17 protein-coding genes and 1 pseudogene are annotated in these 21244 nt (G+C 66.6%); 5 read left to right on the forward strand and 13 right to left on the reverse strand.

Features of this window, described 5'->3' with window-relative positions; genetic code table 11:
- Positions 1 to 140: 140 nt before the first annotated feature.
- The 4 genes from RX330_RS02315 to RX330_RS02330 all read right to left on the reverse strand — a co-directional run bounded on the left by RX330_RS02315 (position 141) and on the right by RX330_RS02330 (position 2952).
- Positions 141 to 1031, reverse strand: coding sequence for an efflux RND transporter periplasmic adaptor subunit (locus RX330_RS02315; protein WP_212088971.1), 891 nt, complete (start codon positions 1029 to 1031; stop codon positions 141 to 143).
- A gap of 232 nt (positions 1032 to 1263) precedes the next feature.
- Entirely contained in the window at positions 1264 to 1434 is a 171-nt protein-coding gene (locus tag RX330_RS02320) for a hypothetical protein (RefSeq protein ID WP_212088974.1), read from the reverse strand.
- A gap of 83 nt (positions 1435 to 1517) precedes the next feature.
- Complete coding sequence (locus RX330_RS02325) at positions 1518 to 2645, reverse strand: lactonase family protein (protein WP_317241940.1); 1128 nt, start codon at positions 2643 to 2645, stop codon at positions 1518 to 1520.
- 127 nt (positions 2646 to 2772) lie between these two features.
- Positions 2773 to 2952, reverse strand: coding sequence for a hypothetical protein (locus RX330_RS02330; protein ID WP_212088978.1), 180 nt, complete (start codon positions 2950 to 2952; stop codon positions 2773 to 2775).
- A 94-nt stretch (positions 2953 to 3046) separates the two neighbouring features.
- Between RX330_RS02330 and RX330_RS02335 the strand changes: the two genes are divergently transcribed.
- Together RX330_RS02335 and RX330_RS02340 are read left to right on the forward strand one after the other, a co-directional pair.
- Entirely contained in the window at positions 3047 to 3223 is a 177-nt protein-coding gene (locus tag RX330_RS02335) for a hypothetical protein (protein WP_317241941.1), read from the forward strand.
- Positions 3224 to 3305: 82 nt separating this feature from the next.
- The gene (locus tag RX330_RS02340) at positions 3306 to 3428 is read left to right on the forward strand and encodes a hypothetical protein (RefSeq protein WP_283818776.1); all 123 of its coding nucleotides are present in this window, start codon (positions 3306 to 3308) and stop codon (positions 3426 to 3428) included.
- A gap of 97 nt (positions 3429 to 3525) precedes the next feature.
- Here the strand turns inward: RX330_RS02340 and RX330_RS02345 are convergent, their stop codons facing one another.
- From RX330_RS02345 to RX330_RS02360, 4 genes are all read right to left on the reverse strand, one after another.
- Positions 3526 to 4461: an MBL fold metallo-hydrolase gene (locus RX330_RS02345; protein WP_317241942.1), complete on the reverse strand. Its 936-nt coding sequence runs from the start codon at positions 4459 to 4461 to the stop codon at positions 3526 to 3528.
- 71 nt (positions 4462 to 4532) lie between these two features.
- Positions 4533 to 5738, reverse strand: a complete 1206-nt coding sequence (locus RX330_RS02350) for an NAD(P)/FAD-dependent oxidoreductase (RefSeq protein WP_317241943.1) — start codon at positions 5736 to 5738, stop codon at positions 4533 to 4535.
- A gap of 117 nt (positions 5739 to 5855) precedes the next feature.
- Complete coding sequence (locus tag RX330_RS02355; RefSeq protein ID WP_212088984.1) at positions 5856 to 6137, reverse strand: hypothetical protein; 282 nt, start codon at positions 6135 to 6137, stop codon at positions 5856 to 5858.
- Between the two features lie 98 nt (positions 6138 to 6235).
- Positions 6236 to 7192, reverse strand: a complete 957-nt coding sequence (locus tag RX330_RS02360; protein WP_249153356.1) for a helix-turn-helix transcriptional regulator — start codon at positions 7190 to 7192, stop codon at positions 6236 to 6238.
- A gap of 240 nt (positions 7193 to 7432) precedes the next feature.
- Here RX330_RS02360 and RX330_RS02365 point away from each other — a divergent pair, with 240 nt between their 5' ends.
- Positions 7433 to 8485, forward strand: coding sequence for a LysM peptidoglycan-binding domain-containing protein (locus tag RX330_RS02365; protein WP_317241944.1), 1053 nt, complete (start codon positions 7433 to 7435; stop codon positions 8483 to 8485).
- 354 nt (positions 8486 to 8839) lie between these two features.
- Positions 8840 to 10108, forward strand: a complete 1269-nt coding sequence (locus tag RX330_RS02370) for a Spy/CpxP family protein refolding chaperone (RefSeq protein ID WP_317244041.1) — start codon at positions 8840 to 8842, stop codon at positions 10106 to 10108.
- Positions 10109 to 10342: 234 nt separating this feature from the next.
- Here the strand turns inward: RX330_RS02370 and RX330_RS02375 are convergent.
- The 3 genes and pseudogenes from RX330_RS02375 to RX330_RS02385 all read right to left on the reverse strand — a co-directional run.
- A pseudogene (locus tag RX330_RS02375) lies at positions 10343 to 10417 on the reverse strand (addiction module antidote protein, HigA family); the annotation flags it as partial.
- 800 nt (positions 10418 to 11217) lie between these two features.
- Positions 11218 to 13665, reverse strand: a complete 2448-nt coding sequence (locus RX330_RS02380; protein WP_317241945.1) for an adenylate/guanylate cyclase domain-containing protein — start codon at positions 13663 to 13665, stop codon at positions 11218 to 11220.
- A 248-nt stretch (positions 13666 to 13913) separates the two neighbouring features.
- Positions 13914 to 15965, reverse strand: a complete 2052-nt coding sequence (locus tag RX330_RS02385) for an AsmA family protein (protein WP_317241946.1) — start codon at positions 15963 to 15965, stop codon at positions 13914 to 13916.
- A gap of 234 nt (positions 15966 to 16199) precedes the next feature.
- On the opposite strand from RX330_RS02385, the gene RX330_RS02390 reads away from it, so the two are divergent.
- Positions 16200 to 16874 (forward strand): Crp/Fnr family transcriptional regulator, encoded by a 675-nt coding sequence (locus RX330_RS02390; RefSeq protein ID WP_212088997.1) that lies wholly within the window; start codon positions 16200 to 16202, stop codon positions 16872 to 16874.
- A 180-nt stretch (positions 16875 to 17054) separates the two neighbouring features.
- On the opposite strand, the gene RX330_RS02395 is transcribed toward RX330_RS02390, so the two are convergent.
- On the reverse strand, positions 17055 to 20189 hold the full coding sequence (locus RX330_RS02395; protein ID WP_212088999.1) for an efflux RND transporter permease subunit: 3135 nt from the start codon (positions 20187 to 20189) through the stop codon (positions 17055 to 17057).
- Positions 20189 to 21118: an efflux RND transporter periplasmic adaptor subunit gene (locus RX330_RS02400; RefSeq protein ID WP_212089008.1), complete on the reverse strand. Its 930-nt coding sequence runs from the start codon at positions 21116 to 21118 to the stop codon at positions 20189 to 20191. Before RX330_RS02400 ends, RX330_RS02395 begins: the two co-directional genes overlap by 1 nt.
- Between the last annotated feature and the right edge of the window lie 126 nt (positions 21119 to 21244).

A 21244-nucleotide genomic window follows, 5' to 3' on the forward strand; every position in this document is an offset into this window, starting at 1 on the left:
GGACGCGGCGCATCATAGGATGATGCGACGCTGAGCCGGGGCCCATTTTTTGGGACTGTCGTTTCGTGACGAGATGGTCCCGGCTCTGCGCAGCAGCGTTACACTTGCAGCGCGTCCGGGACACGAGAGTTGTCGAGAGACTACTTCGCTGCTTCCGCGGCCATCACCGGGCGCACCGGATCGCCTTCGCGCAAGAGCGCGCCGGCGCGGGCGACGACGACATCGCCCTCGTTGAGGCCGTCGCGGACCTCGATATTGCCGCCGGACATCAAGCCGACCTCGACACGCTTGGTCTCGACGCGGTTGCGGCGGATCACCTGCACCACGGTGCCGGCGGAGGAATATTGCACGGCCGTCAGGGGCACCGCGACGTTGCAGCTCTGCCCGGACTTGATCAGCGCACGCCCACTCGCCTTCAGCAGCAGCCGCTTCTGCGAGGAGATGCCGATATAGACCATGCCCTGCTGGATGTTCGGCTCGACGGTCGGGCCGATGCGGCGCACCTTGCCGTCGATGTCGCCGGCGCCGGAGATCCGCACCGTCGCCGGCTGATTGACGGCGAGCTTGCGCAAATCGGTCGTCGCAACCAGGCCGACGAGATCGTATTCGCTGCGTGCCACGATCGTGAACAGCGCCTCGCCCTTGGCCGAGGCGAAATTGCCGATCTGGGCCGTCGACGCCGCGATCACGCCCGCCACGGGCGCGGTGACCTGCAGCGTGCCGCCCTCGGGGAGCGCCAGCCGCGCCAGCACCTGGCCGGCGGTGGTGGTGTCGCCGGCTTCCGCCAGCACGTCCGTGACCTTCAGGCCCGGGCGCTCGGGCCGCACCGAGGTTTCCTCCCGCGCGATGATCGTGCCGGTGGCCTCGACGATGTCGGAGAAGCAGGATTTCGCGACTTTCAGCACCGTGACGGCCGGCCCCTTGGGTGCGTCGTCATCGGCAGCCCGGGCCGGATATTGACCGAGGACGAGCGCGCCGGCGACGGCTGCGGGGCACAGGGTTCGGACAACGGCACGGGGCAAATGACGCATCGGAAATTCCACGGGGTTCAAGCCCTTCGATCGATAGCAGATGGCAACGGGCCGGACTATGGCCGCGTTGCCCATGTCAGGATGCCACGCCGGCGCGCGCCGCCGTGGCAGGTCATTGATGAGTCGCGGGATTGGAGATCAGGTTCGCCGCCCTCCGGGGTCGGGCGGCCTGATTGCAGCTTTCCATGGGGTGTGGACCCTCACGGCTGAGGTCGCCGCAATGGCGGGCCCCTCAGCCGCGGCGCTCGCCCAGCAGCCGCCCACTGGCCCGGTCGATCAAATGCAGCCGCGTGCAGGCCGGGCAGGACACCGACTCATGCGTGCGGTCGGTCGGCTCGTTGGCGAGCCGATGCTGCACGTTCAGGCCGGTCTGCGGGCATTTGAAGACGATCTGGCGGTCCATGGCCGATCATATGAAGACAAGGCGCGCCTGCGAAAATTACGGATGTTTACGTAGGTCGGCCTGGCCCCCTCAGCCTGGCCCCCTCACGGCAGATTCACGAACTCCACCCAGTTCGGCTTCTTGCCGGTGGGGTAGGATTTCAGCCTGGCCAGCGCGCCGCTGCTCGGGTCGATCGCATAGACCGTCATGCTGTCGGAGAGCTCGCCGACCGCGGCGAGGTAGCGGCCGGAGGGATCGATATTGAAGCCGCGGGGCTGCTTCTCGGTCGGGACACTGCCGAGCGTGGTCAACTTGCCGCTTGATCCGTCCACCCTGTAGGCGGTGAGCGTGCTGGTGGTGCGCTCGGAGGCGTAGAGGAAGCGGCCGTCCGGGGTGATGTGGGTGTCGGCAGCCCAGGGCTTTCCTGAAAACCCTTCCGGCAGCACGGTGGTGCGCTGGATCTCGTCCCAGGCGCCGCTCCTCGCCTCATAGGTGAAGGCTGCGAGGTCGCCGTTCAGCTCGTGGAGGAGATAGACGAACTTGCCGCCCGGGTGAAACACGAAGTGCCGCGGCCCCGATTTTTCCGGCACCTTGTGGACCGGCGGATCGCTCGGCGTCAGCGTGCCGGCCGCGGCATCGAACGCGAAGCTCAGCACCTGGTCGGAGCCCAGATTGGTCGCGAACGCGAAGCGGTTGTCGGGCGAGGGCAGGAACGCGTGCGCATTCAGCCCGGTCGGAATCACCTGCTTCGGCTCGCCGGCGACGCCGTTGGCGCCAAGCGGATTCAGCGCAACCTTGTTGCCGCCATAGGACGCGCTGAACAGGAACTTGCCGCTGTGGTCGACGGCGATATTGGCCATGCTGTCGGCGAGCGGCCCGGTGCCGAGCTGGCTGAGCTCGCCCGTCTTGGGATCGATCGCAAAGCTCACGGCGAGGTAGGGCTGCGAGCGAACGCCGGCAATCAGCACGCGGTGGTCGGGCGTGATCGCGAGGGGTGTCGAGGATCCGGGCTTCTCGATACCCTTGAAGGCGGCCGTCTGCACGGGCGTCATCTCGCCGCTCGCGGTCATCTTGAACACGCTGATGTCGTTGCTGTCGGCGTTGCCGACATAGGCGAAGGTCTCGGCCATGCCGGCTTGGACTCCAGAAATGAGGGTGAGGGCTGCGAACAGGGTGGTGGCGATCGCAGCGCGTGGCGCCTTGGACGCGATGCGTCGGGTCGGTCTCGACATGGTCTCCTCCTGAAAGCCGGGTCGCTTCATTGTCGTTTTGCCGGCGAGGATAGCGGGCGGCGCGCGCCCGCACCAAATTCCAGTTGGGATCGATCGATGCTGAAATCGTATCGGTCGCCGCAGAGGGCTACCGCGCCGAAGCTGTCCGGGAGGGCAGATTCGGGCTGGACGCAGGAGCGGGCGGTCCGAGCACGGTCCAGACGGCAACCGCAATCAGGGCGGATGTGAGGATGGTCCAGGCGATGAGCCGCTGCCGCATCAGGCCGAATCCGTCGGTGTCATTGATGTCCAGGCCGTCCAGGATCATGCACTTCAAACCGCGGCAATCCTGTGAACTCGTTCACAGCCGAAAACCGCCGGTGCAATGCGAAACCAACGCCGCGCCGGCGCATTGAACCGGCATGCCCCAGGAAAACGATCTCGAAGGCAAGCCCGACATGGGCGGCAAGCATGGCGGTCAGAAAGGCCAGCCCAAGCCGCCGCCGCGCCCGCAGGAGGGCGAGCGCGACGCCGACGTCGTGGCAAAGCGCCACACCGGTCAAACCGATCCCGCCTCGCCGCCGACCAAACCAAAGTAGCGATGTATTCGCACCGGGAACGGCGGCTTCGCCTTGCCGTTACCCTGATCCGCGGGCGGACGAATCGAACGGAGGCTGGCACGTGTTTTGGATCTGTTGGAACACCGCCTGGTCGCTCATCATCAGCGGCATCATGTTCGCCACCATCGTCAGCCACCCCGACTCCGAGATCGCCGAAGTGCGTGCCGCCAAACGCTTGATGTAGTTCGTGGCGTGCCGGAAAGCGCGATGAGATCGGGGTGATTTCATCGCGCTTTGGGAGTCCGGATCATGCTCTCGTGCGAGCCGGACGCGTCCTGCCGTCAATAGTCCCAGAACACCGGGATCCAACGGAAGGCATCACCGTCGACTGCGACGTGCCCAATCGAGGGGAAGGGCATGTGGGTGGCCACCAGCAGCTCGCGGCTCGCGGCCAGCTCCCGCAGCAGACGGACGCGAACGCGCGCGGCCTCTTCGGGATCGTGCTCGAAGCCGTTGTGCCAATCGGGGTGATCGAATCCGACAGTGAACACGGCATCACCGGCGAATGTCAGCCGATCGCCGCCCGATGCCAGCCGGACCACGCTGTGCCCGGGGGTGTGGCCGCCGGTGCGCGTGACCACCACGCCCGGCGCCACCTCATGCTCCTCCTCGAAGGTACGCAGCTGGTTGTGGTACTCCTTTGCAAACCGCTTGGCGGTCGCCCGCAATGCGTCCGGGAATCCGGGCGGCATCGAGACGTGGGTGAAATCGGGGTCCTCCCAGAACGTGACTTCGGCAGCGGCGACGTGGATCCGCAGGTCCGGGCGCAGCCGCTCCTTCACCTCGTCGACGAGCAGCCCGCCGATGTGGTCCATGTGCATGTGCGTCAGCACCACGTCGGTGACGGATCCGAGATCGATGCCGGCGGCTTCCAGTCGCTTGCTCAACTGCCCGGCCCGCGGCAAGTGCAGATCCGGATCGGACCCCAGCCCGGCGTCGACGAGGATGGTCTGGCCGCCGCTGCGCACCACGACCACGTTCAGCGCCCAGTCGAACGCATCCGGCGGCAGGAACATGTCCTTCAGCCAGGCCGCGCGGACGGCCGGGTCGGCGTTGTGGGCCAGCATCGCGCCCGGCAGCATCAGCACGCCGTCGCTGATCACCATCACGTCGATCTCGCCGATCTTCAGCGCATAGCGCGACGGGACCAGTTCTTCGGGGCGCGATGTCGCGGGATAGGAAGGGTTGTGCAGGTTCATGTTGGTCTCCTGTTTCATGAGAAGGCTCCCGGCTGGCTTGATCGGCAGACCGCGCAGCCGGGACGCGCGGCCGTCATGGCTCGAGACGTCTAGAGAGCGGTGACGCGCTCGGGATCGGCGGAAGCGAGAGCGGCGGCGCGCTCCGCCTTTGGCGGATAGATCCAGACCGTGTTGATCTCCCGCTTGGCCTTCTTGGCGACGTCGCCGACCATTTCGACCTTCCGCTCCCAGCCGCGCGTGAACAGCGCGCCGGCGTCGCCGAGGTCGAGGCAGGTGACGTAGGCCTTCTGGTGATAGGGCCGGGTCGCAAGGCCGAGCAGCTCGGCCGCGGCATTGTTGCCGGCGAAGGCGCCCATGCGCGTGGCGTGCTGGCACGACATCAGCGCGTAATTTCCCTCGTCGTCGCAGGCCGCGCGTGCCGCATCGCCGGCCGCGAAGACACCCTGAACGCCTGTCACCTGCAGGCGGCGATCGACCAGCAACCGGCCGAAGCTGTCGCGCTCGGCGGGAATCTGCGCGGTCAAGGGTGCCGCACGAATGCCCGCCGCCCAGATCACGGTCTCGGTCTCGATGCGTTCGCCGCTCGACAGCGTGACGCCGGATTGGTCGAGCGATGCGACCCCGGCACCGAGGCGGGTTTCCACACCGAGCTTGCGAAGCGCGTCCTCGATGACGGGGCGGGGACCTGCGCCCATGTCGGGCGCGATCGCATTGTTGCGATCGACGATGATGACGCGGCTCTTCGCGTAGGTGCCGAGGATGTCGCGAAGCCGCGCCGGCATTTCGGTGGCAGCCTCGATGCCGGTGAAGCCGCCGCCGGCCACGACGACCGTGTCGCGCCCGACCGTTGCCGGCCGCTTGGCGAGACCATGCAGGTGCTTGTCGAGTGCGATGGCATCGTCGAGCGAATCGACGCTGAAGCCATGCTCGGCAAGTCCCGGAATGTTCGGACGGAACAGCCGGCTGCCGGTGGTCACGACGAGACGGTCGTAGGAGAGCGTCTTCGTCGTCCCCTTTGCCGTCGCGATCTTCACCATGCAGGATTTGGTGTCGACCGCCTCGGCAGTGCCTTGCACATAGGTGACGTCGATGGCCTCGAGCACGTCGAGCAGGGGCGCGGTCAGGGTTTCCGGCTTCGGTTCATAGAGCCGCGGGCGGACCACGAGCGTAGGCTCGGGCGCAACCAGCGCGATCTCCAGCTGGTCTGGCGAGACGCCTTGTATCTCGCGCAGGCGGGCTGCGGAAAGGGCGGCGTACATGCCGGCGAAGCCGGCGCCGATGATCACTAATCGCATGGGTTTGCTCCTTGGTTGGCAGTGTCGAAAGTCCGCGCGCAACCGTCGCTGCTCCATCGCGGGCAGCGTCCGGTGACGGCACGAAGAGATGTGAAGAGATGAAGTGAACCGCTGCGTCTAAGGCGCCATGCAGCGGGACAGTGGCGAGCGCGCCGGCCAGGCCTGGCGAAACACGACCGGCCTCAGGCCCCAGTCCTGATAAGGCAGGCCGGAGTCGTCCCGGTTCATGATGAATACCAGCGGATGCATCGCGTGCACATCGTGCGCCGGAAGCTCCACCTCCTCGCCCGTCGCCGACGTGAAGCGGACGGCCAGCGAGAGTCCGTACAAGGTTGCGGTGGCAAGGCTTCGGTGGCGCGAGGCGGTCACGCGCCGGCTGATGAAGTCTTTCCAGGTCATCATCGGTCTCCGTCGATTGGTCTGGACATGATGATGATCTACCGGATCGGGCCTGCCGCTGCGCCAGAGCACTTGCCGTGATTGCAGCGCGATTGCTGCTAACGCTGGCGCCTGCGCCAGTCGCTCGGGCTCTCGCCGGTCAGCTTGCGGAACGCCGCCGCGAACGCCGTCTGCGAGGCATAGCCGAGCGCCGCCGCGATCGCGGCGACCGTCTCGTCGCCCTCGCGCAGCATCTTCATGGCCTGCTCGAGCCGGTGCTGGCGCAGCCAGGCATGCGGAGACAGGCCGGTGCTTTCCTTGAACGCACGGCAGAAGTGAAAGCGCGACAGGCCCGCATCGGATGCCAGCGCATCCAGCGAGACGTCCGCGTCGCTGTCCGACCGCAAGCGTTCGATCGCACGGAGCAGGATCTTCGGCGATAAGCCGCCCACGGTCGGCTCGAAACTGGTTGGCGAGCCGGTATGCGCAGCCAGAAGGCGCGTGGCCAGAAGATCCGTCAGCTGATGCCGGAACAAGGTGTCCAGGGCTCCATTGCCTTGCAACGTGTCTGCCGCGCTCAGGATCAGTCGCGAGGTGATGGGGTCGGGATGTGCGGTTCGCTCCAGCAGGTCGGCCGGTCCGACCTGGGCCTCGTCGGCAACGCGCTTCAGGATTGCGTCGGGAAGATACAGCTGAACCACGTCGACGGGCTTTGGAATATCCCACCTGGAGCTCGATCCTTCCGGGATGATGATCAGGACTCCCGGCCGAAACGTGCCGATCGCGACCGATCGTCCCGACCGCCGCTCCATGCGCTGCATCATGCCGTTATACGCCATGATCACGTGGTGGCTCATGGGCTCGACGACGTCGTGCAGCGGATCATGTCGCCAGTGCGCGAGGCCGGCACCGGAGGCGTCCAGCGCCATGCGAAACGGCTCGGTTCTGAGCACGCGCGCCATCTCCGCACCGGCGGCGCGCCGTTCGGAATGCGAGCTGTCGTCCGGCTGCGCACGAGGTGCGGGGGGTGCGCCCTGCTGCGAGACATCGCGCATGGGAGCAGTGTTTCCGGTCATGGCATGGCTCCTTTCGGATCGCGTCAGGATTCCGATCAGTCGCCCGTATTTGTACGGACCGGCGGCGTTCTATTCCCTGCGAGCGAGGGCGTATTGCCTGAAGCGGCCGTGTTTTGTCTGATCCTGCTCCAAGCGGCGCTTTCGCAAATGCGCCGGTCTCATCCCATCGACCGTCTTGCTGCCGCAGCCAAATCGGCGCACCCTGCCGCCCCGGTTGATTTGCCTGCAAGGTTCTTTTCGATGATGACCGCATCCAAGGCCTTCATTGCTTTCTGCCTGCTCGCGCTGGTCGGCACGGTGCTGGTGATCGGCCCGGCGGAGCTGCGCCGTCTGCTCCCGGACGGGACAAAGACCACAATCGCCGCCAGGCCGGAGACCAAGGTCGAAGCCAAGTCCGAAGCAAAGGCCGAGCTCAAGCCGGAGCCGAAACCGGAAGCGCCGAAGCCGGACCAGCCGAAGCTTGCCGCCGCCGCGCCGCCCGCGCCTGCAGCAGTGGCGGCCCCGGCGCCCGAGCCGAAGACCGGCGCGCTGGTCGAGATTCAGAAGCAGGTCGCGGCGCTGCCCGATCTCGCGCCGGTCAAGCCGCCGCCGGCGGTCGCCGACACCGGCCTCCGTTTCGACGTCGCCCGGGTCGACGATCGCGGCGAGGCCGCGGTGATTGCCGGCGTGGCCGCGCCGGGTGCAAAGGTCGAGCTGCTGCGCGACGGCAAGCCACTCGACACAGCGGTGGCCGACGCCTCGGGCCAGTTCGTGATGACCCCGCCGCAGCTTCCCTCCGGTTCCTATGAATTGACGCTCCGGGCCAGGGCGCCGGATGGCACGGTCACGCAGTCCGGCCGCACCATGCCGGTCACCATCGCCGAAGCGGCGCCGCCGCCCGCGCGTCCGGGACCGGTCGCGAGGCAAGAGTCGAAGCAAGCCGAGAAGGTGGATGACAAGGCGGATGTCGTGGCGGCGCTGCCCTCGGGCGCGCCGCATCTTGCCTCTGCTCCCGACAGGGCTGCTTCCCGGCCGAAATTGACCGGCGCGCCGAAACCCAAGGTCACGGCGCGGGCGCCCGCGGCGACGACGGTGGCATCGGCCTCGCCGGCGGACGCGCTGCAGGCCGCGCCATTGGAGGCAGGCGGCAGCCGGGTGATCTCCCGCGGCGACAGCCTGTGGGCGCTCAGCCGGCTCGCCTATGGCGACGGCGCCCGCTACGCCGTCATCTTCAACGCCAACCGCGGCAAGATCCACAACCCCAATCTGATCTATCCCGGCCAGACCTTTGTGATGCCGCAGAAGCCGGAGTGAGGGGTCACGCCTTCCCGCGAGCGCAGGACTGTCGCTTACGATTTTGCCTGTGGCCATCCTTCGAGACGCCCGCCTTTGGCGGGCCCTCAGGATGAGGACCGGGGTGCGCGGCACGTTTCAACGGCCCGGTGCCAGTTAGCCTCACCCTGAGGGACCGCGAAGCGGTCGTCTCGAAGGGCGAGGCGTGCGCTCAGGCCGCCGCCGGGCGCCCGGTGAAGCCAGTCTCCCGCGACGCTTTGCCCTGTGTCTCTGCGGAACAATTGGTTCCCTCGCGAGTCATGTCGATGCGGCGCAGTGCGCCGCTGGCGCCGGGAGGAGGCCGAATTGGTCAGGTCAGCGGTCGTGTCGGGACGCATGCGACTGGCGCTTGCTGGCGCGGCGCTCCTGATTGCGTCAGTGCTGGTGCCTGAGAGAGCCGAGGCGCAGTTCGGATTGCGCGGCGGTCCGCTTGGCGTTGCGCGTTTCGCCGTCGGTCACGTGATCGGCATGTCGCGACTGCGCCATTCCCGCATGGCGGTGCGGGGCGGTCGATACCGCTCCGCTGCGCTGAGGTCGCAAGATCCGCGCGGCGCCGAGCGCGGTCAGGCCGCGAACCCTTACGTGATGCGCGCGGCGCTCACGGCGCAGGCTGCGCTGGCGGGCTGGCAGGGCGGCCGCCGGGCGCAAGGCTGGTGGCGCCATCCCGATGGCAGCTATGGCTGGGTCGGCCCGGTGTTCTGGCCGTTCGCGCATGATGACCTCACCAATGCCGTCGTCCTCGGCGATGCGACCAGTCTCTCGCTCTATGGCTATGGCGACATCTATGCCGCGATCTTCGCGCCCTATGCGGCGACCGAGCTCGCGGCCTACACCGCGCCGCAAGGCCGGCGTGGACGACGCGTCCCCACCGCGGAAATCCTGTGCGAGGCCAGCGACAGCGGCGGTCTGCCGGTCGAGCGCATCGCTGCTGCCGTGACGCCGAACGAATTGCAGCGCACCGCGCTCGACGAGCTCGCATCCGCCTGGATCAATGCGCGCGACACCATCCGCGCGGCGTGCCCGGCGCAGGCCCCCGCCAATGCGGCGGAGCGCCTCGGCCTGATGCGCGAACGTGTCGAGGCCATGATCAAGGCCATCGACGCGGTCGCGCCGCCGCTGGCGAAGTTCACGGGTCTGCTCGATGACGATCAGAAGGCCCGGCTCAATTCTCTCGGCAACGAGCGTCGCGCCGCGCTCGCCTCGATGCAGCGCAGGGAAACGAACAAGGATGCGCAGGCGGCCGCCGCCTGCGATGCCGACAGCGATCCCCGCTATGACGAAAAGCTGCAGCGTCAGTACGAGCAGCTCGTGCAGCAGCAATGGCCTGCGGGCGACATCGCCTCGACGCTCCGCCTCGACGAGACCGCCCGCGCCCGCTTCGAGGTGCTGCAGGACACCGCCCTGCGCACCATGCAGACGCTCAGCGCCTGTCCGTCACAGCCCGCTGCAACACCACAAGCGCGCCTCACCGCCGCCAAGGCGCGGCTGGAGACGATGCTGCAGGCGGTGAACGGCGTCGCCGATGCGCTGGAAGATTTCGAGGCTGATCTGAGCGACGAGCAGAAGGCGACCTTCGAGGCGATCGGGCCGAAGCGCGGGGCGTGATCACCCGCATGCCCAGTCGAACTTCATGTCCTTGAAGTCGAGCTGCGCGTTGCCGGTGCCGAAATTGGTTCCGCCGAAATATTCCTCGAACTCGATATAGGCCGGCATTGGGATCGGTCGCGCGCGGCATCAAGGCGATTCCGCGGTTCTCCGCCAGATCGGCGCGCGGAGGGCCCGCGAACATCTTCTACGCAAAAGACGGCGCGGCCTCGTAGAAGGCGCTGGCGCCGCCGACCAGAAGTCCGGGCTGTTGCCGAAGACGCGGGCGAGAATCAGCGCGGTGGCCGCGGTAACGTTGCTGCGAGCGCCAGAGACGTCTGCAGGACAGGACGAGTTCGGCCGCAAAGGTCGATGATGTCACTCTGCCAGGTGTTTCGCCCGTCAGGTCAAAGAAGCTTGTCGGGCCCGGCTTTGGCCCCTGTCCTAACCCATTGATCCGGCTCACCACGTCTACTGTGCATGGGGTTGTTTCGCCGTTTTTTGAATCTTCTCGCGGCATCCGTCTTCGAATAATCGAAATTTCTCTTTACCAGAACCGCGACACACCCTATGCTCCCTCTCAACTCATCCCATGGTAAGGGACGGATCGCGATCGTCAGGGTTCGTGGGGTGAGGGGCGGTGGACGCGGGCGGCGTTGGCGCCAGATGCGGTCGCAGGGCGGGGTGTCCCCGTGAGCGATCAGCGGGCGCGTGTACGACGATGTCGAACGCGTACGGCAAAATCGTGTGGTCGTGACGCCCGATATTCCGGCGTCAAGTCTTGCAGTGGTGCGATCGTCCGACCGGACGGCGCATCCGATGACAGCTGCAAGGCGACGGTGGCAACGGGAAATCGTCTCACCGGCGAGAGCGCGACATAAGCCGTTTCAACCATCGCGCAGGGAAGGCCGGGCATTCGGCCACACCTGTTTCTCCCCTGTGAGCGTCTATCACGCACTCACGCACAGGGGCCTTGCGGGTGCCAGCCGGTGCCCGGTCTTCCCTGCGCCCTTCCATTTCGAAGGGTAGCAAGATCTACGCAAAACCCGGGCGCTGGCGCCGCGGGATCGCGAATTGCTGACGATGAGCGATAATAAGCAACGCCTCGCCATGCGAGGCAGGCGAGGAAGTCAGCCCCGCATCCGCACCGCGGCGGCATCCACCACGTTCGCCGCCTCCTCGCGCCAGTTCAAAATCTCCATCGCCAGCACGGGATGGTTAAAGCCCTTGAGCTGGAGATCGTCGAGGGCGCGGGCTTCGACGAAAGGCTCGACGATGCCGTAGACGCGGCGGCTGACCACGATCTGGTTGGGCTTGGCCTCGCCGCAGAGGCGCGAGGCGAGGTTGGTGACGCTGCCGATCGCCGCATATTCCAGCCGCTGCTCGAAGCCGACCTGGCCGAGCGTGGCATAGCCGACCGCAATGCCGATGCCGAAGCCGAGGCTGTGTCCGCGGTTGCGCCAGCGCTCGGTCAGGGGGCCGATCGTCTCGCGCATCTCCACCGCCATCTTCACGGCGCGCTGGGTGTGGTCCTCGAACTGGATCGGCGCGTTGAACAGGATCATCACGCCGTCGCCGGCATATTTGTCGAGCGTGCCCTCGTATTTGAAGATCAGCTTGCCGAGCGCGGCGTGATATTCGCGCAGCACGTTCATCGCCTCTTCCGGCTCGGTCGCTTCCGTGAACGCGGTGAAGCCGCGCAGATCGCAGAACACCACCGTCACCTCGCGGCGCTGGCTGGTGAGCAACCCTTCCGGGCTGTCGGACGAGGCGATCAATTGCGCCACCTGCGGCGCCAGGAAGCGCTCGAGCTTGCGGATGCGCTCGATCTCGCCGAGCTGGGTCTTGACGCGTTCCTCCAGCGACTTGTTCCAGTCCTTGAGCTGCTCGGTCTGCTGCTTGAGCTTGTCGGCCTGGGCGCGCACGGTCTCGCTCGCCGCCTCCAGCTCGCGGCCCTTGTGATCGACCTCCGTGAACAGGCGCGCATTGCGCATCGCCAGCACCGCCTGGTTGGCGAAGGTGCGCATCAGGCCGATGACGCTGCTTGCGAACTCGCCACCGGCGCGGCGCAGCACCACCAGCGAGCCGAGCGTGCCCTGCTGGTCGACCAGCGGCACGACCAGCACGGAGCGGAAGCCGGCGGCAATGGCGGCCTCGCGCAGCGGCTGCTCGGCGGCATGATCGAGATCGGCAAGCGCGATCGGCTCGCCGCTCCCGGCGGCATCGCTCAGGATGTTCTCGCCTTCGTCGATGGTGACATGGGCGCCGTCGGCGGATTTGTCGATGCCTTCAGCCTCGACCAGGTTGAAGCGGCGCCGCTCGGCATCGAAGCCGTAGATCAGCACCGCGTCGGCATGGGTGATCTCGATCGCGCGCGCGGCGATGGTCGGCAGCACGGCGTCGAGATCGAGCGAGGAGGCCAGCGCGCGGCCGACCTCCTCCAGCACCTTCAGCTCGTTGATCGACTGCGCGAGATCGCGCGTGCGCTCCTCGACCTTGGTCTCCAGGTTCGAATAGGTCTCCTGGATCTGCCCGGCCATGCGGTTGAACTGGCTGGCGAGGTCTTCCAGCTCGTCGGAGGTGCGCACTTCGATGCGGTGGCTGAAATCACCCTCGCCGAGCTTGTGCGCGCCGTCGCGCAGCGCCGTGATCGGAATGATCATGCGGCGGGCGAGCAGCGTGCCGGCGAGAATCGCGACCATCAGGCCCATCCCGATCAGCAGCGCGATGCGCACCAGCTGGTCGCGGATCGGCATCAGGGCCTGCGTGGTCGGCTGCTCGAACAGCACGCTCCAGCCGAGCTTCGGCACGGTGCTGGCCGCGCTCATCACGGCATGGCCGTTGAAGTCGGTGCCCGAACTGTCGCCCTCGTGGCCGGGCGCGATCGCGGCCGCAACCTGCGGCAGCTTCGAGAGGTCCTTGCCGACCTCGGGTCCCTTGGACGACGTCGCCAGCACGCGGCCGCGCGGATCGACCACATAGGCGAAGGCCGCCTTGCCGACTTGCGCGTCCGACAGCAAGTCGGAGAGGAAGCTGAGATCGATCTCGGCCACGGTGACGCCGGCATTGAAGCCGGAATGCGCCACCGAGATCGACATCATCGGGGTCCGGTCGGTGAACCAGGCCGGCGCATAGCTGACGCCGCGGGCGACGGTCTCGGTGAAGCGCATGTCGCGGGAGAGGTCGGCATTGCTGCCGGTCGTGGTCGACTGGCGGGAGACGCGCAGCACCTCGCGGCCCTCGCCATTGAGCTGGAACAGCTGGTTGACGTCGGAGACCTGGTGCAGCAGCGATGCGTAATCGGCGCGGCGCTTCTCGAGCGTGTCCTGGCTCGCCCGCGTCACCCAGCTGATCTGGCGATCGAGCTCCGAGATCGACTGCTCGATCCGCCGGGCCGCGCCTTGCGCCTTGTCCTCCAGGCCATCGGTGAGCTGCGTCCTGGTGGCGCGATAGGAGATCCAGGTCTCCATCGCGCCGTTGACGGCGAGGACGAACACGACGAGGCCGACGAGGGAGACGACGTATTTGGCGAACAGGCCCTCGCGCAGAAACCGTCTCTTGTCGTTCGCTCCTGCCATCCCGATCCTCTCGCGCCGCCATCGACGCTGGCGCTGTGGGCCGCAGGCCCTTCGGGGCGGTTCTATCACAATTTGGGCCAAAGGACCGCCGCGGGCCGCGTGACCGGCCGGCGTGGTTACTCCCTGTGGACGCCGTGGTCGGGTGGAAAAGGTGAATTGCCCGCGGCCTCATCCGTTCGGAGGAAGCCGGGCGCGGGAAGGGCCGATGGTCAGGGATTGCCGTGGAATTGAGCCCGCCAGTCCGGCCATTACCGGTTGAAGAGCTGCCGCAGCACGTCGTTCATTGGCTGACTGTCCTGCTGCGCGACCGGCGGGTCTTCCAAGGCTGGAGCCGCGGGCGAGGCCTGCGGCGCCGGTGTCGTAGGCGTTCCCGGCAGGCTGCGGTTGCGGCCGCTGCCTGGCGCGGCGCCGGTGCTGCTTCCCGCGCCACTGGAAAGCCCCTGCTGGATCAAATTGCCGATCGCCTCTCCCAGCGGACCGCCGAGCGGATTGTTCTGGCCCGGCTGCTGGGTTTGCGGATTGGCATTGCCGCCGGGCGGGGTCGTGCCGCCGAGGCCAAGGCTGCCCAGAATGTTGCCGAGCCCGGCGCCGTCAGGGCCGAACAGGCCCTTGCCCATCTCGCGCAGCTTGGCATAGGCGGCATCCGGATTGTCCAGCATGCCGGCCATATCAGGGTAGATCCGCGGCTGCGACCAGCTGCCCTGGATCATCACGGGAATGCCGAAACCGACCGGCTCATTGGCGCGGCCCTGACCTTCCGTCGTCATCACCAGCTTCGGCTCGACGCGAAAGCCCATCATCTTGGTGTCGAGCGCGATGGTGCCGGCGCCGGTGACGCGCACCAGCGGCCCGATCAGATTGAGATCGGTCGTCACGGCCTGCCCCTTGTCGATGCGGAACGAGGCCGAGAGCTGCGACAAATCCGTGCTCTGCTCCTGACCGGAACTCTGGTTGTCCTGCCAGCCGGACAACGTGCCCGATGTCAGCGAGCGGATCATCTGCGCGACGTTGATGCCGCGGATGGCGCCGTCCTGGAAATTGACGAAGGCGGTGCCCTGCATGTTCGCCATCAGCGCGCGCTGGCTGGTGCCGGCGCTGCGCAGAGCGAGCTTGGCCTGCAGCTTGCCGTCGATGCGGTCGAATTCGGCAAGGCCCAGGAGCAGCGGCAGCGCGCGCACGCCGACGAGGTCGGAATGCATGGCAAAGCTCGGCGCGCCGGTGGTCGCGTCCAGGATCACCTCGCCCGAGACCTGGCCGCCATAGGCGCCGAGATTGGCGGTGCCGGCCTTCAGCACGCCGCCGGCGAGCTTGCCATCGAGCGCCAGCGGCGCGATGCGGGCATCGCCGATCACCGCCTCGTTCGCCGAGATTCTCACCTGCGCGTCGACATAATTGAGCCCGGAGACGTCGATCGGCGCATTGCTCCAGGGTTGCCCTGGCGCGCCCTGCGGCGATTTCGCCAGCGGAATCGCCAGACGCTGGAAGTCGAGGTCGACCTTGACCAGGGGCTTGCTCGCAATGTCGACCGAAGCCCAGCCGTTGAAGGTGCCGTCGCCGAGCCTGCCGTTCACGCCGTTGATCATCACGAGATCGCCGTTCAGCCGCATCTCGGCATGACCGGCGAGTTGAGACTTCAGCACGCTGGGCATGTCGATGGCGAAATCCACCGGAATCGTCGGCCGGTCGCCTGGCGCCGCCGGCGAGGTCGCCTTGATGTCGAACTTGGTCGGGTGGTCGCCGACGCGCGCGGTGCCGGCGATGTTGACCTTGCGGTCGCGGCCGACGGTCGCATCGGCGTTGATGGCACTGATGCGGCCCTCGACACGATCGCGCACGCGCGAGAACGCGACTTCGCCGTCGGTGATCTTGACGCGGTCGATGGAAGCGCCGCCGACATCGAGCGCGGGCGGCTTCGACGAGGTGCCCGCATTCGGCAGGCGCTCACGCAGCAGCGGCTGGTAGAGCACGGGATGGGTGACGACGAGCTCGCTGATCTCAGGGCGGCCTGCCCACACGCTGGAGAGCGACATGTCGGCCTGCACGCTGTCGACCGTCAGGCGCGTGATGCCGCTGCGATCCCGGGGGTCGGCAAGCGTGAGGTCGTTCAGGGTGACGTTCAGCGTCGGCCACAGGCTGATCTTCGTGGTGCCGTCGATCGACAGGCGATAGCCGGTCGCACTCTCGACGCGTGCGGCGATCCTCGAGGTCAGGAAGCCCGAGGGGATCCCGACCACCAGCAGGAGTGCGATCACGACGATGACGGCGGCCAGAGCCGCGCCGGCGAACTTCAATGCTCTCATCTCGACTTTCCAGCGACGGGCAATCGGGCGTTGAATCCCGCAGATGACCGTCCTTTGCGCCTGAGTTTATCCCCGGACGGGAAGCGGCTCCAAGCGTGTAAAAATAGTCAGGGGGTGCTGCAAAGTTATGTGACTTATGACACACTTCCCCGGCGCGGTTTTACGCGATCCTGACGTTAATGGTTTCAGGCGATTTCCAAGAATGCTGTCCAGGACGCTCACAAGGATATTGAAATGAGCAAGCAGGCCGAATTTGCGGTCATTCTGAAGATGAACGCGATGTTCGCGGATCTCGGTACAGACGAGATCCAGCGGCTGTCCAACCTCTGTCATACCCAGCATCTGGGGAACGGCGAGGTGCTGTTCCAGAAGGGCGATCCCGGGGACGCGCTGTTCGGCGTGCGCCGCGGCCAGGTCCGGATCGAGACCGGCGCCTCCGACGGCAGCCGGCTGACGCTCAATTTCATGGGGCCGGGCGACCTGTTCGGCGAAGTCGCGGTGCTGGACGGCCAGAATCGCACCGCGGATGCGACCGCCGGCGAGGCCAGCGAATTGTTCGTGCTGCGTCGCGAAGATTTTCTCGCCTTCCTCGAACGCGAGCCGAAGGTCGCGATCAAGATCATCGCATTGCTCTGCCAGCGCATCCGCTGGCAGAGCGAGCGGATGGAAGAATCCATGCTGCAGCCGCTGCCGGTGCGCCTGGCGCGGCGGCTCTGCGCACTCGCCGCCGATTTCGGCTCCGAGGTGCACATCTCCCAGGAGCAGCTCGGCGTCTTCGTCGGGGCCGCGCGCGAGAGCGTCAACCGTCAGCTCCAGGCCTGGCGCAAGGAGGCGATCCTGGATCTCCAGCGCGGCCGGATATTGCTGCGGAACATGACCAAGCTGACGGCGATCGCGCGGAACGAGTAGGGACTCAACCGATCTGGAGCCGGCGTCGGCGGACACGATTCCCGTCGATAGTGATGATGTCGTCCTGAATCTCGTCCTCCGTCACAGCGAATAGAATCTCTGCCAGTCGGATTGCAGGTAACGGAGCGCCTGGGGGCGTCCTTCGCGAGTGCGTCCTCCGGCTGCCTTGCCTCGGAAATCTCATTCCGCAGCGCGATGTGCGACGTTCTTCGATTCCGGCGTCGCCGCGTGATCACCGTCCGCCTCGGCGTCCTCGCTGTTCACGATCAACCGTTTGGCGAAGCGCCAGATCAGCGCGCCGAAATCGTCCATCACCATGAACATCGCGGGCACGAACACCAGCGACAGGATGGTCGAGAAGATCAGGCCGCCGATCACCGCGAGCGCCATCGGTGAACGGAATTCGCCGCCGGCACCGACCGCGAGCGCGCTTGGAATCATGCCCGCGGCCATAGCGATCGTGGTCATCACGATCGGGCGGGCGCGCTTCATGCCGGCGTCGATCATGGCTTCCTCGCGCGGCTTGCCGGCCTTGATGGCCTCGATGGCGAACTCCACCAGCATGATCGCGTTCTTGGTGACGATGCCCATCAGCATCAAGATGCCGATCCACACCGGCGTGGTGAGCTGCTTGCCGGTGAGGAGCAGGGCCGCAATCGCGCCGCCGATCGAGAGCGGCAGCGAGAACAGGATCGTGATCGGCTGCAGGAAGGTGCCGAACAGCAGCACCAGCACCGCGTAGACCATCATCAGGCCCGCCGTGATCGCGGTGGCGAACCCGTCGGACAGTTCGTTCAGGCTCTCGGCATCGCCGGAGGGGGAGACCTTCACGCCTTTCGGCAGGCTCTTCATCACCGGCAGGTCGTAGATCTTCTTGGTGGCGTCGCCGAGCGCGGCGGAACCGACGAGGTCGGCGGCAACGGTCGCCTGCCGTTCGCGATCGTAGCGGTTGATGCTGGTCGGACCCTGGTCGAGCTTGACGTCGGCGATGACGGAGAGGGGCACGCCGCCCTTTTCGCCGCGCTCGCCGAGGGGCACGCGCAACTGTTCCAGCGTCTTCAGATCGCCGCGTGCGGCATCTTCGAGCTGCACGCGGATCGGCACCAGCCGGTCGCCGACGTCGAACTTGGCGAGCGCGGGCCCGACGTCGCCGATGGTGGCGACGCGGATGGTCTGCGAGAGGCTTTCGGTCGAGACGCCGAGCCGTGCGGCGAGATCGGCGCGCGGTTGCACGCGCAGCTCGGGCCGCTCCAGCGTGGTTTCCGAGATCACGTTGGAGATGGTCGGAATCCGCTTCATCTGCGTCGCGAGCTCGCTGGCGACGTTGTTGACGATGTTGGCGTCCGCGCCGGTCACGACCAGCGAGATGGCGCGCAGGCCGTTCTCGTCGAGGAACCAGAAGCGGATGTCTGGAATGTTCTCCAGCTCCTGGCTGATCGAAAATTCGAGCTCGCGCTGGGTGATGTCGCGGCTGTCCTTGGGCGTGTAGTTGATTATCAAGGCGGCGCGCCGGACTTCCTGGGTCCCCGGCGGAACGCGCCCGCCATCGACGAATATGCTCCTCACCTCGGGCCGCTTGCGCAGGCGCGCGACGATGTCTTCGGTGACCTTTTCGGTGTAGGCGAGCTGGGTGCCCGGCGGCAGTTCGAGGGCAACCAGCGAGCGCGAGCTGTCCTGCGCCGGCAGGAAACCCTGCGGCAGCAGCGTGATGCTCCAGATCGAGGCGGCGAAGACGCCGAAGCCGACCAGCACCGTGATGAAATAGTGCTTCACCGACCAGGCCACGATCCGATGATAGGACCGCAAGATGCGCCCCGGCGGCGGCTCTTCGTGATGGCCGGGCTTGAGGAAATAGGCGGCGAGCACCGGCGTGACGAAGCGCGCCGCGAGCAGCGAGAAGAACACCTGCACCGAGACGGTGATGCCGAACTGCTTGAAGAACTGTCCGGCGATGCCCGACATGAAGCTTGCGGGTGCGAAGATCGCGATGATCGTCAGCGAGATCGCGATAACCGCGAGGCCGATCTCGTCGGCAGCTTCCAGGGCGGCACGATAGGGCGACTTGCCCATGTTCATGTGCCTGACGATGTTCTCGATCTCGACGATGGCGTCGTCGACCAGAATGCCCGTCGACAGCGTGATGGCGAGGAAGCTGACGAGGTTCAGCGAGAAGCCGAGGAGGTCCATCGCCCAGAACGCCGGGAAAATCGACAATGGCAGCGAGATCGCGGCGATGATGGTGGCGCGCAGGTCGCGCAGGAACAACAGCACGATGACCACGGCGAGGATGGCGCCTTCGAACAGGGTCGAGATCGCCGCGTGGTAATTGCCGTTGGTATATTCGACCGAGGTGTCGATCACCTTCAGATCGACGTCGGGATAGGTGACCTTGAGCGCGTCGATGCGCTTCTGCACGGCCTCGGCCACCTTCACGTCGCTGGCGCCCTTGGAGCGCTTGATGCCGAGCGCGACGATCGGCTCGCCGTTGAAGCGGGCGAAGGTGCGGCGGTCGGCAATGGTGTCGGTGACGGTGCCGAGATCGTCGAGCCGGACTTCGCCGCCGCCGAACAGCGGGATCATGGTGCCGGCGAGGTCGCTCAGCGTTTTGGCGCCCGCGAGCGTGCGGATCGCCTGGTCATTCTTGCCGATCTCGGCGCGACCGCCGGCGACGTCGACATTGGTGCCGCGCAGGCTCTGGCTGACATTGACCGCGGTCAGCCCCATCGCCTGCAGGCGGTCGGGATCGAGCGAAACCAGGATCTCGCGCTCGACACCGCCGATGCGCTCGACCTGGGCCACGCCGCGCACACCTTGCAGCGCGCGTTTGACGACGTCGTCGACGAAATAGGAGAGCTGCTCCGGCGTCTTGCCGGGCGATATCGCGGCATAGGTGACGATCGGCAGGCCGATGACGTCGACCCGCTGGATCAGCGGCTCGGTGACGTTCTGCGGCAGGTTCGACCGCACGCGCGTCACGGCATCCTTGACGTCGTTGAGCGCGCGGTCGGTGTTGGTTTCAAGTGCGAACTGGATGGTCGTCACCGACAGGCCGTCGGTGATCTGCGAGGTGATGTGTCGCACGCCCTCGACGCCGGAGACCGCGTCTTCGACGGTCTTGGTCACCTGGGATTCGAGCTCGGCGGGTGCCGCGCCGAACTGCGACACCGCGACCGAAATCACGGGAATGTCGGCCGAAGGCAGCCGCGTCACGGCGAGCTTGGTGAAAGACACCCAGCCGAGAATCAGTAGGATGATCGAGAAGACCACCGACGGCAGCGGATTACGGATCGACCATGCCGAGATATTGAGAGCCATCAGCGTACCCGCGTGCGATCGAGTTCATCGGCGAACATGGTCTTGATCTGGTCGCCGTCATGGAGCGAAGAGCCGGCGTCGGCCACGACGATTTCGCCGACGTTGAGGCCTTCCAGGATTTCCGTCGCGCTGTCGGACGACAGTCCGACCCGCACCTTGCGCGTCTCGATGGTGTTGCCTTTGACGACCTGAATGGTGAGATGGTCGATCGCGGTCTTGGGGATCGAGACGCCGCAGCTTCGCTTGGCGTCGATCGAGGCGCGGGCGAACACGCCGACCTTCAGCGAGGGATTGTTGGTGACGCTGATGCGGACGCGGCCGAGCTGCGTGGCACGGTCGATCTCGGGCGCAACCAGCCGGACCCGGCCGATCAAATCAGGCGCGTCGTCGCGGCTGATGCGCACGGTTGCGCCGGCATTGAGCTTGGTCATGTGCACCGCCGGGACCTGGGCATCGAGCTCGATCTCGTTGTTGACGGCGATGCGGAACATCGGGCCGGCCTGCGGCGATGCGGGCGCGCCGACGATCGTGCGGACTTCGGTGACGAGGCCCGCGGCAGGTGCCTTCAGCGAGACCGGGCCTTGCGGGCCGGGTCGCTGCGGCTGGCCCGGGATCTGCGGCGGCGGGGTGAGGCGCGCCAGCTCCTGGTTGTCGGCGACGACGGCGCCCTCGGCGACCAGCAGGTCGGTGACCCGGGATCCCTCCTGATCGGCGATGACCACGGCCTCGCGGCGCGGCACGAAGAAGCCGGTCACCCGCACCAGGTCGGAGAAGCAGGCATTGGTCGACTTCGTCACGATGACGAGTGCCTCGCTCTGCGTCTCCTTCGGCTCGGGGCGCTTGCGGTGCTCGAACAGATAATAGCCGATGCCGACCGCGACGACGAACACCACGGTGCCGGCAGGCTTGAGATATTCGGTGAACTTCATCGCCGGATCATCCTGGCCTGGCTCACGGCCATCCGCGCGAGGCCCATCGAGAGCGTTTCCCTGAAATGAAGCGGCGTCCCGCACGGCTGCGGGACGCGCTTTGGAAGCGAGACTTTACACCACATC

It is taken from the genome of Bradyrhizobium sp. NDS-1 (genome assembly GCF_032918005.1).
Classification (GTDB): Bacteria; Pseudomonadota; Alphaproteobacteria; order Rhizobiales; family Xanthobacteraceae; genus Bradyrhizobium; species Bradyrhizobium tunisiense.

Excerpts from the sequence above, each read along its gene's own strand:
- RX330_RS02380 (WP_317241945.1), bottom strand. The coding sequence starts at position 13,665 with ATGGCAGGAGCGAACGACAAGAGACGGTTTCTGCGCGAGGGCCTGTTC.
- RX330_RS02390 (WP_212088997.1), top strand. The coding sequence starts at position 16,200 with ATGAGCAAGCAGGCCGAATTTGCGGTCATTCTGAAGATGAACGCGATG.
- RX330_RS02370 (WP_317244041.1), top strand. The coding sequence starts at position 8,840 with ATGCGACTGGCGCTTGCTGGCGCGGCGCTCCTGATTGCGTCAGTGCTG.
- RX330_RS02350 (WP_317241943.1), bottom strand. The coding sequence starts at position 5,738 with ATGCGATTAGTGATCATCGGCGCCGGCTTCGCCGGCATGTACGCCGCC.
- RX330_RS02385 (WP_317241946.1), bottom strand. The coding sequence starts at position 15,965 with ATGAGAGCATTGAAGTTCGCCGGCGCGGCTCTGGCCGCCGTCATCGTC.
- RX330_RS02320 (WP_212088974.1), bottom strand. The coding sequence starts at position 1,434 with ATGGACCGCCAGATCGTCTTCAAATGCCCGCAGACCGGCCTGAACGTG.
- RX330_RS02400 (WP_212089008.1), bottom strand. The coding sequence starts at position 21,118 with ATGAAGTTCACCGAATATCTCAAGCCTGCCGGCACCGTGGTGTTCGTC.
- RX330_RS02330 (WP_212088978.1), bottom strand. The coding sequence starts at position 2,952 with ATGATCCTGGACGGCCTGGACATCAATGACACCGACGGATTCGGCCTG.
- RX330_RS02395 (WP_212088999.1), bottom strand. The coding sequence starts at position 20,189 with ATGGCTCTCAATATCTCGGCATGGTCGATCCGTAATCCGCTGCCGTCG.
- RX330_RS02335 (WP_317241941.1), top strand. The coding sequence starts at position 3,047 with ATGCCCCAGGAAAACGATCTCGAAGGCAAGCCCGACATGGGCGGCAAG.
- RX330_RS02315 (WP_212088971.1), bottom strand. The coding sequence starts at position 1,031 with ATGCGTCATTTGCCCCGTGCCGTTGTCCGAACCCTGTGCCCCGCAGCC.
- RX330_RS02365 (WP_317241944.1), top strand. The coding sequence starts at position 7,433 with ATGATGACCGCATCCAAGGCCTTCATTGCTTTCTGCCTGCTCGCGCTG.
- RX330_RS02325 (WP_317241940.1), bottom strand. The coding sequence starts at position 2,645 with ATGTCGAGACCGACCCGACGCATCGCGTCCAAGGCGCCACGCGCTGCG.
- RX330_RS02360 (WP_249153356.1), bottom strand. The coding sequence starts at position 7,192 with ATGACCGGAAACACTGCTCCCATGCGCGATGTCTCGCAGCAGGGCGCA.
- RX330_RS02345 (WP_317241942.1), bottom strand. The coding sequence starts at position 4,461 with ATGAAACAGGAGACCAACATGAACCTGCACAACCCTTCCTATCCCGCG.
- RX330_RS02355 (WP_212088984.1), bottom strand. The coding sequence starts at position 6,137 with ATGACCTGGAAAGACTTCATCAGCCGGCGCGTGACCGCCTCGCGCCAC.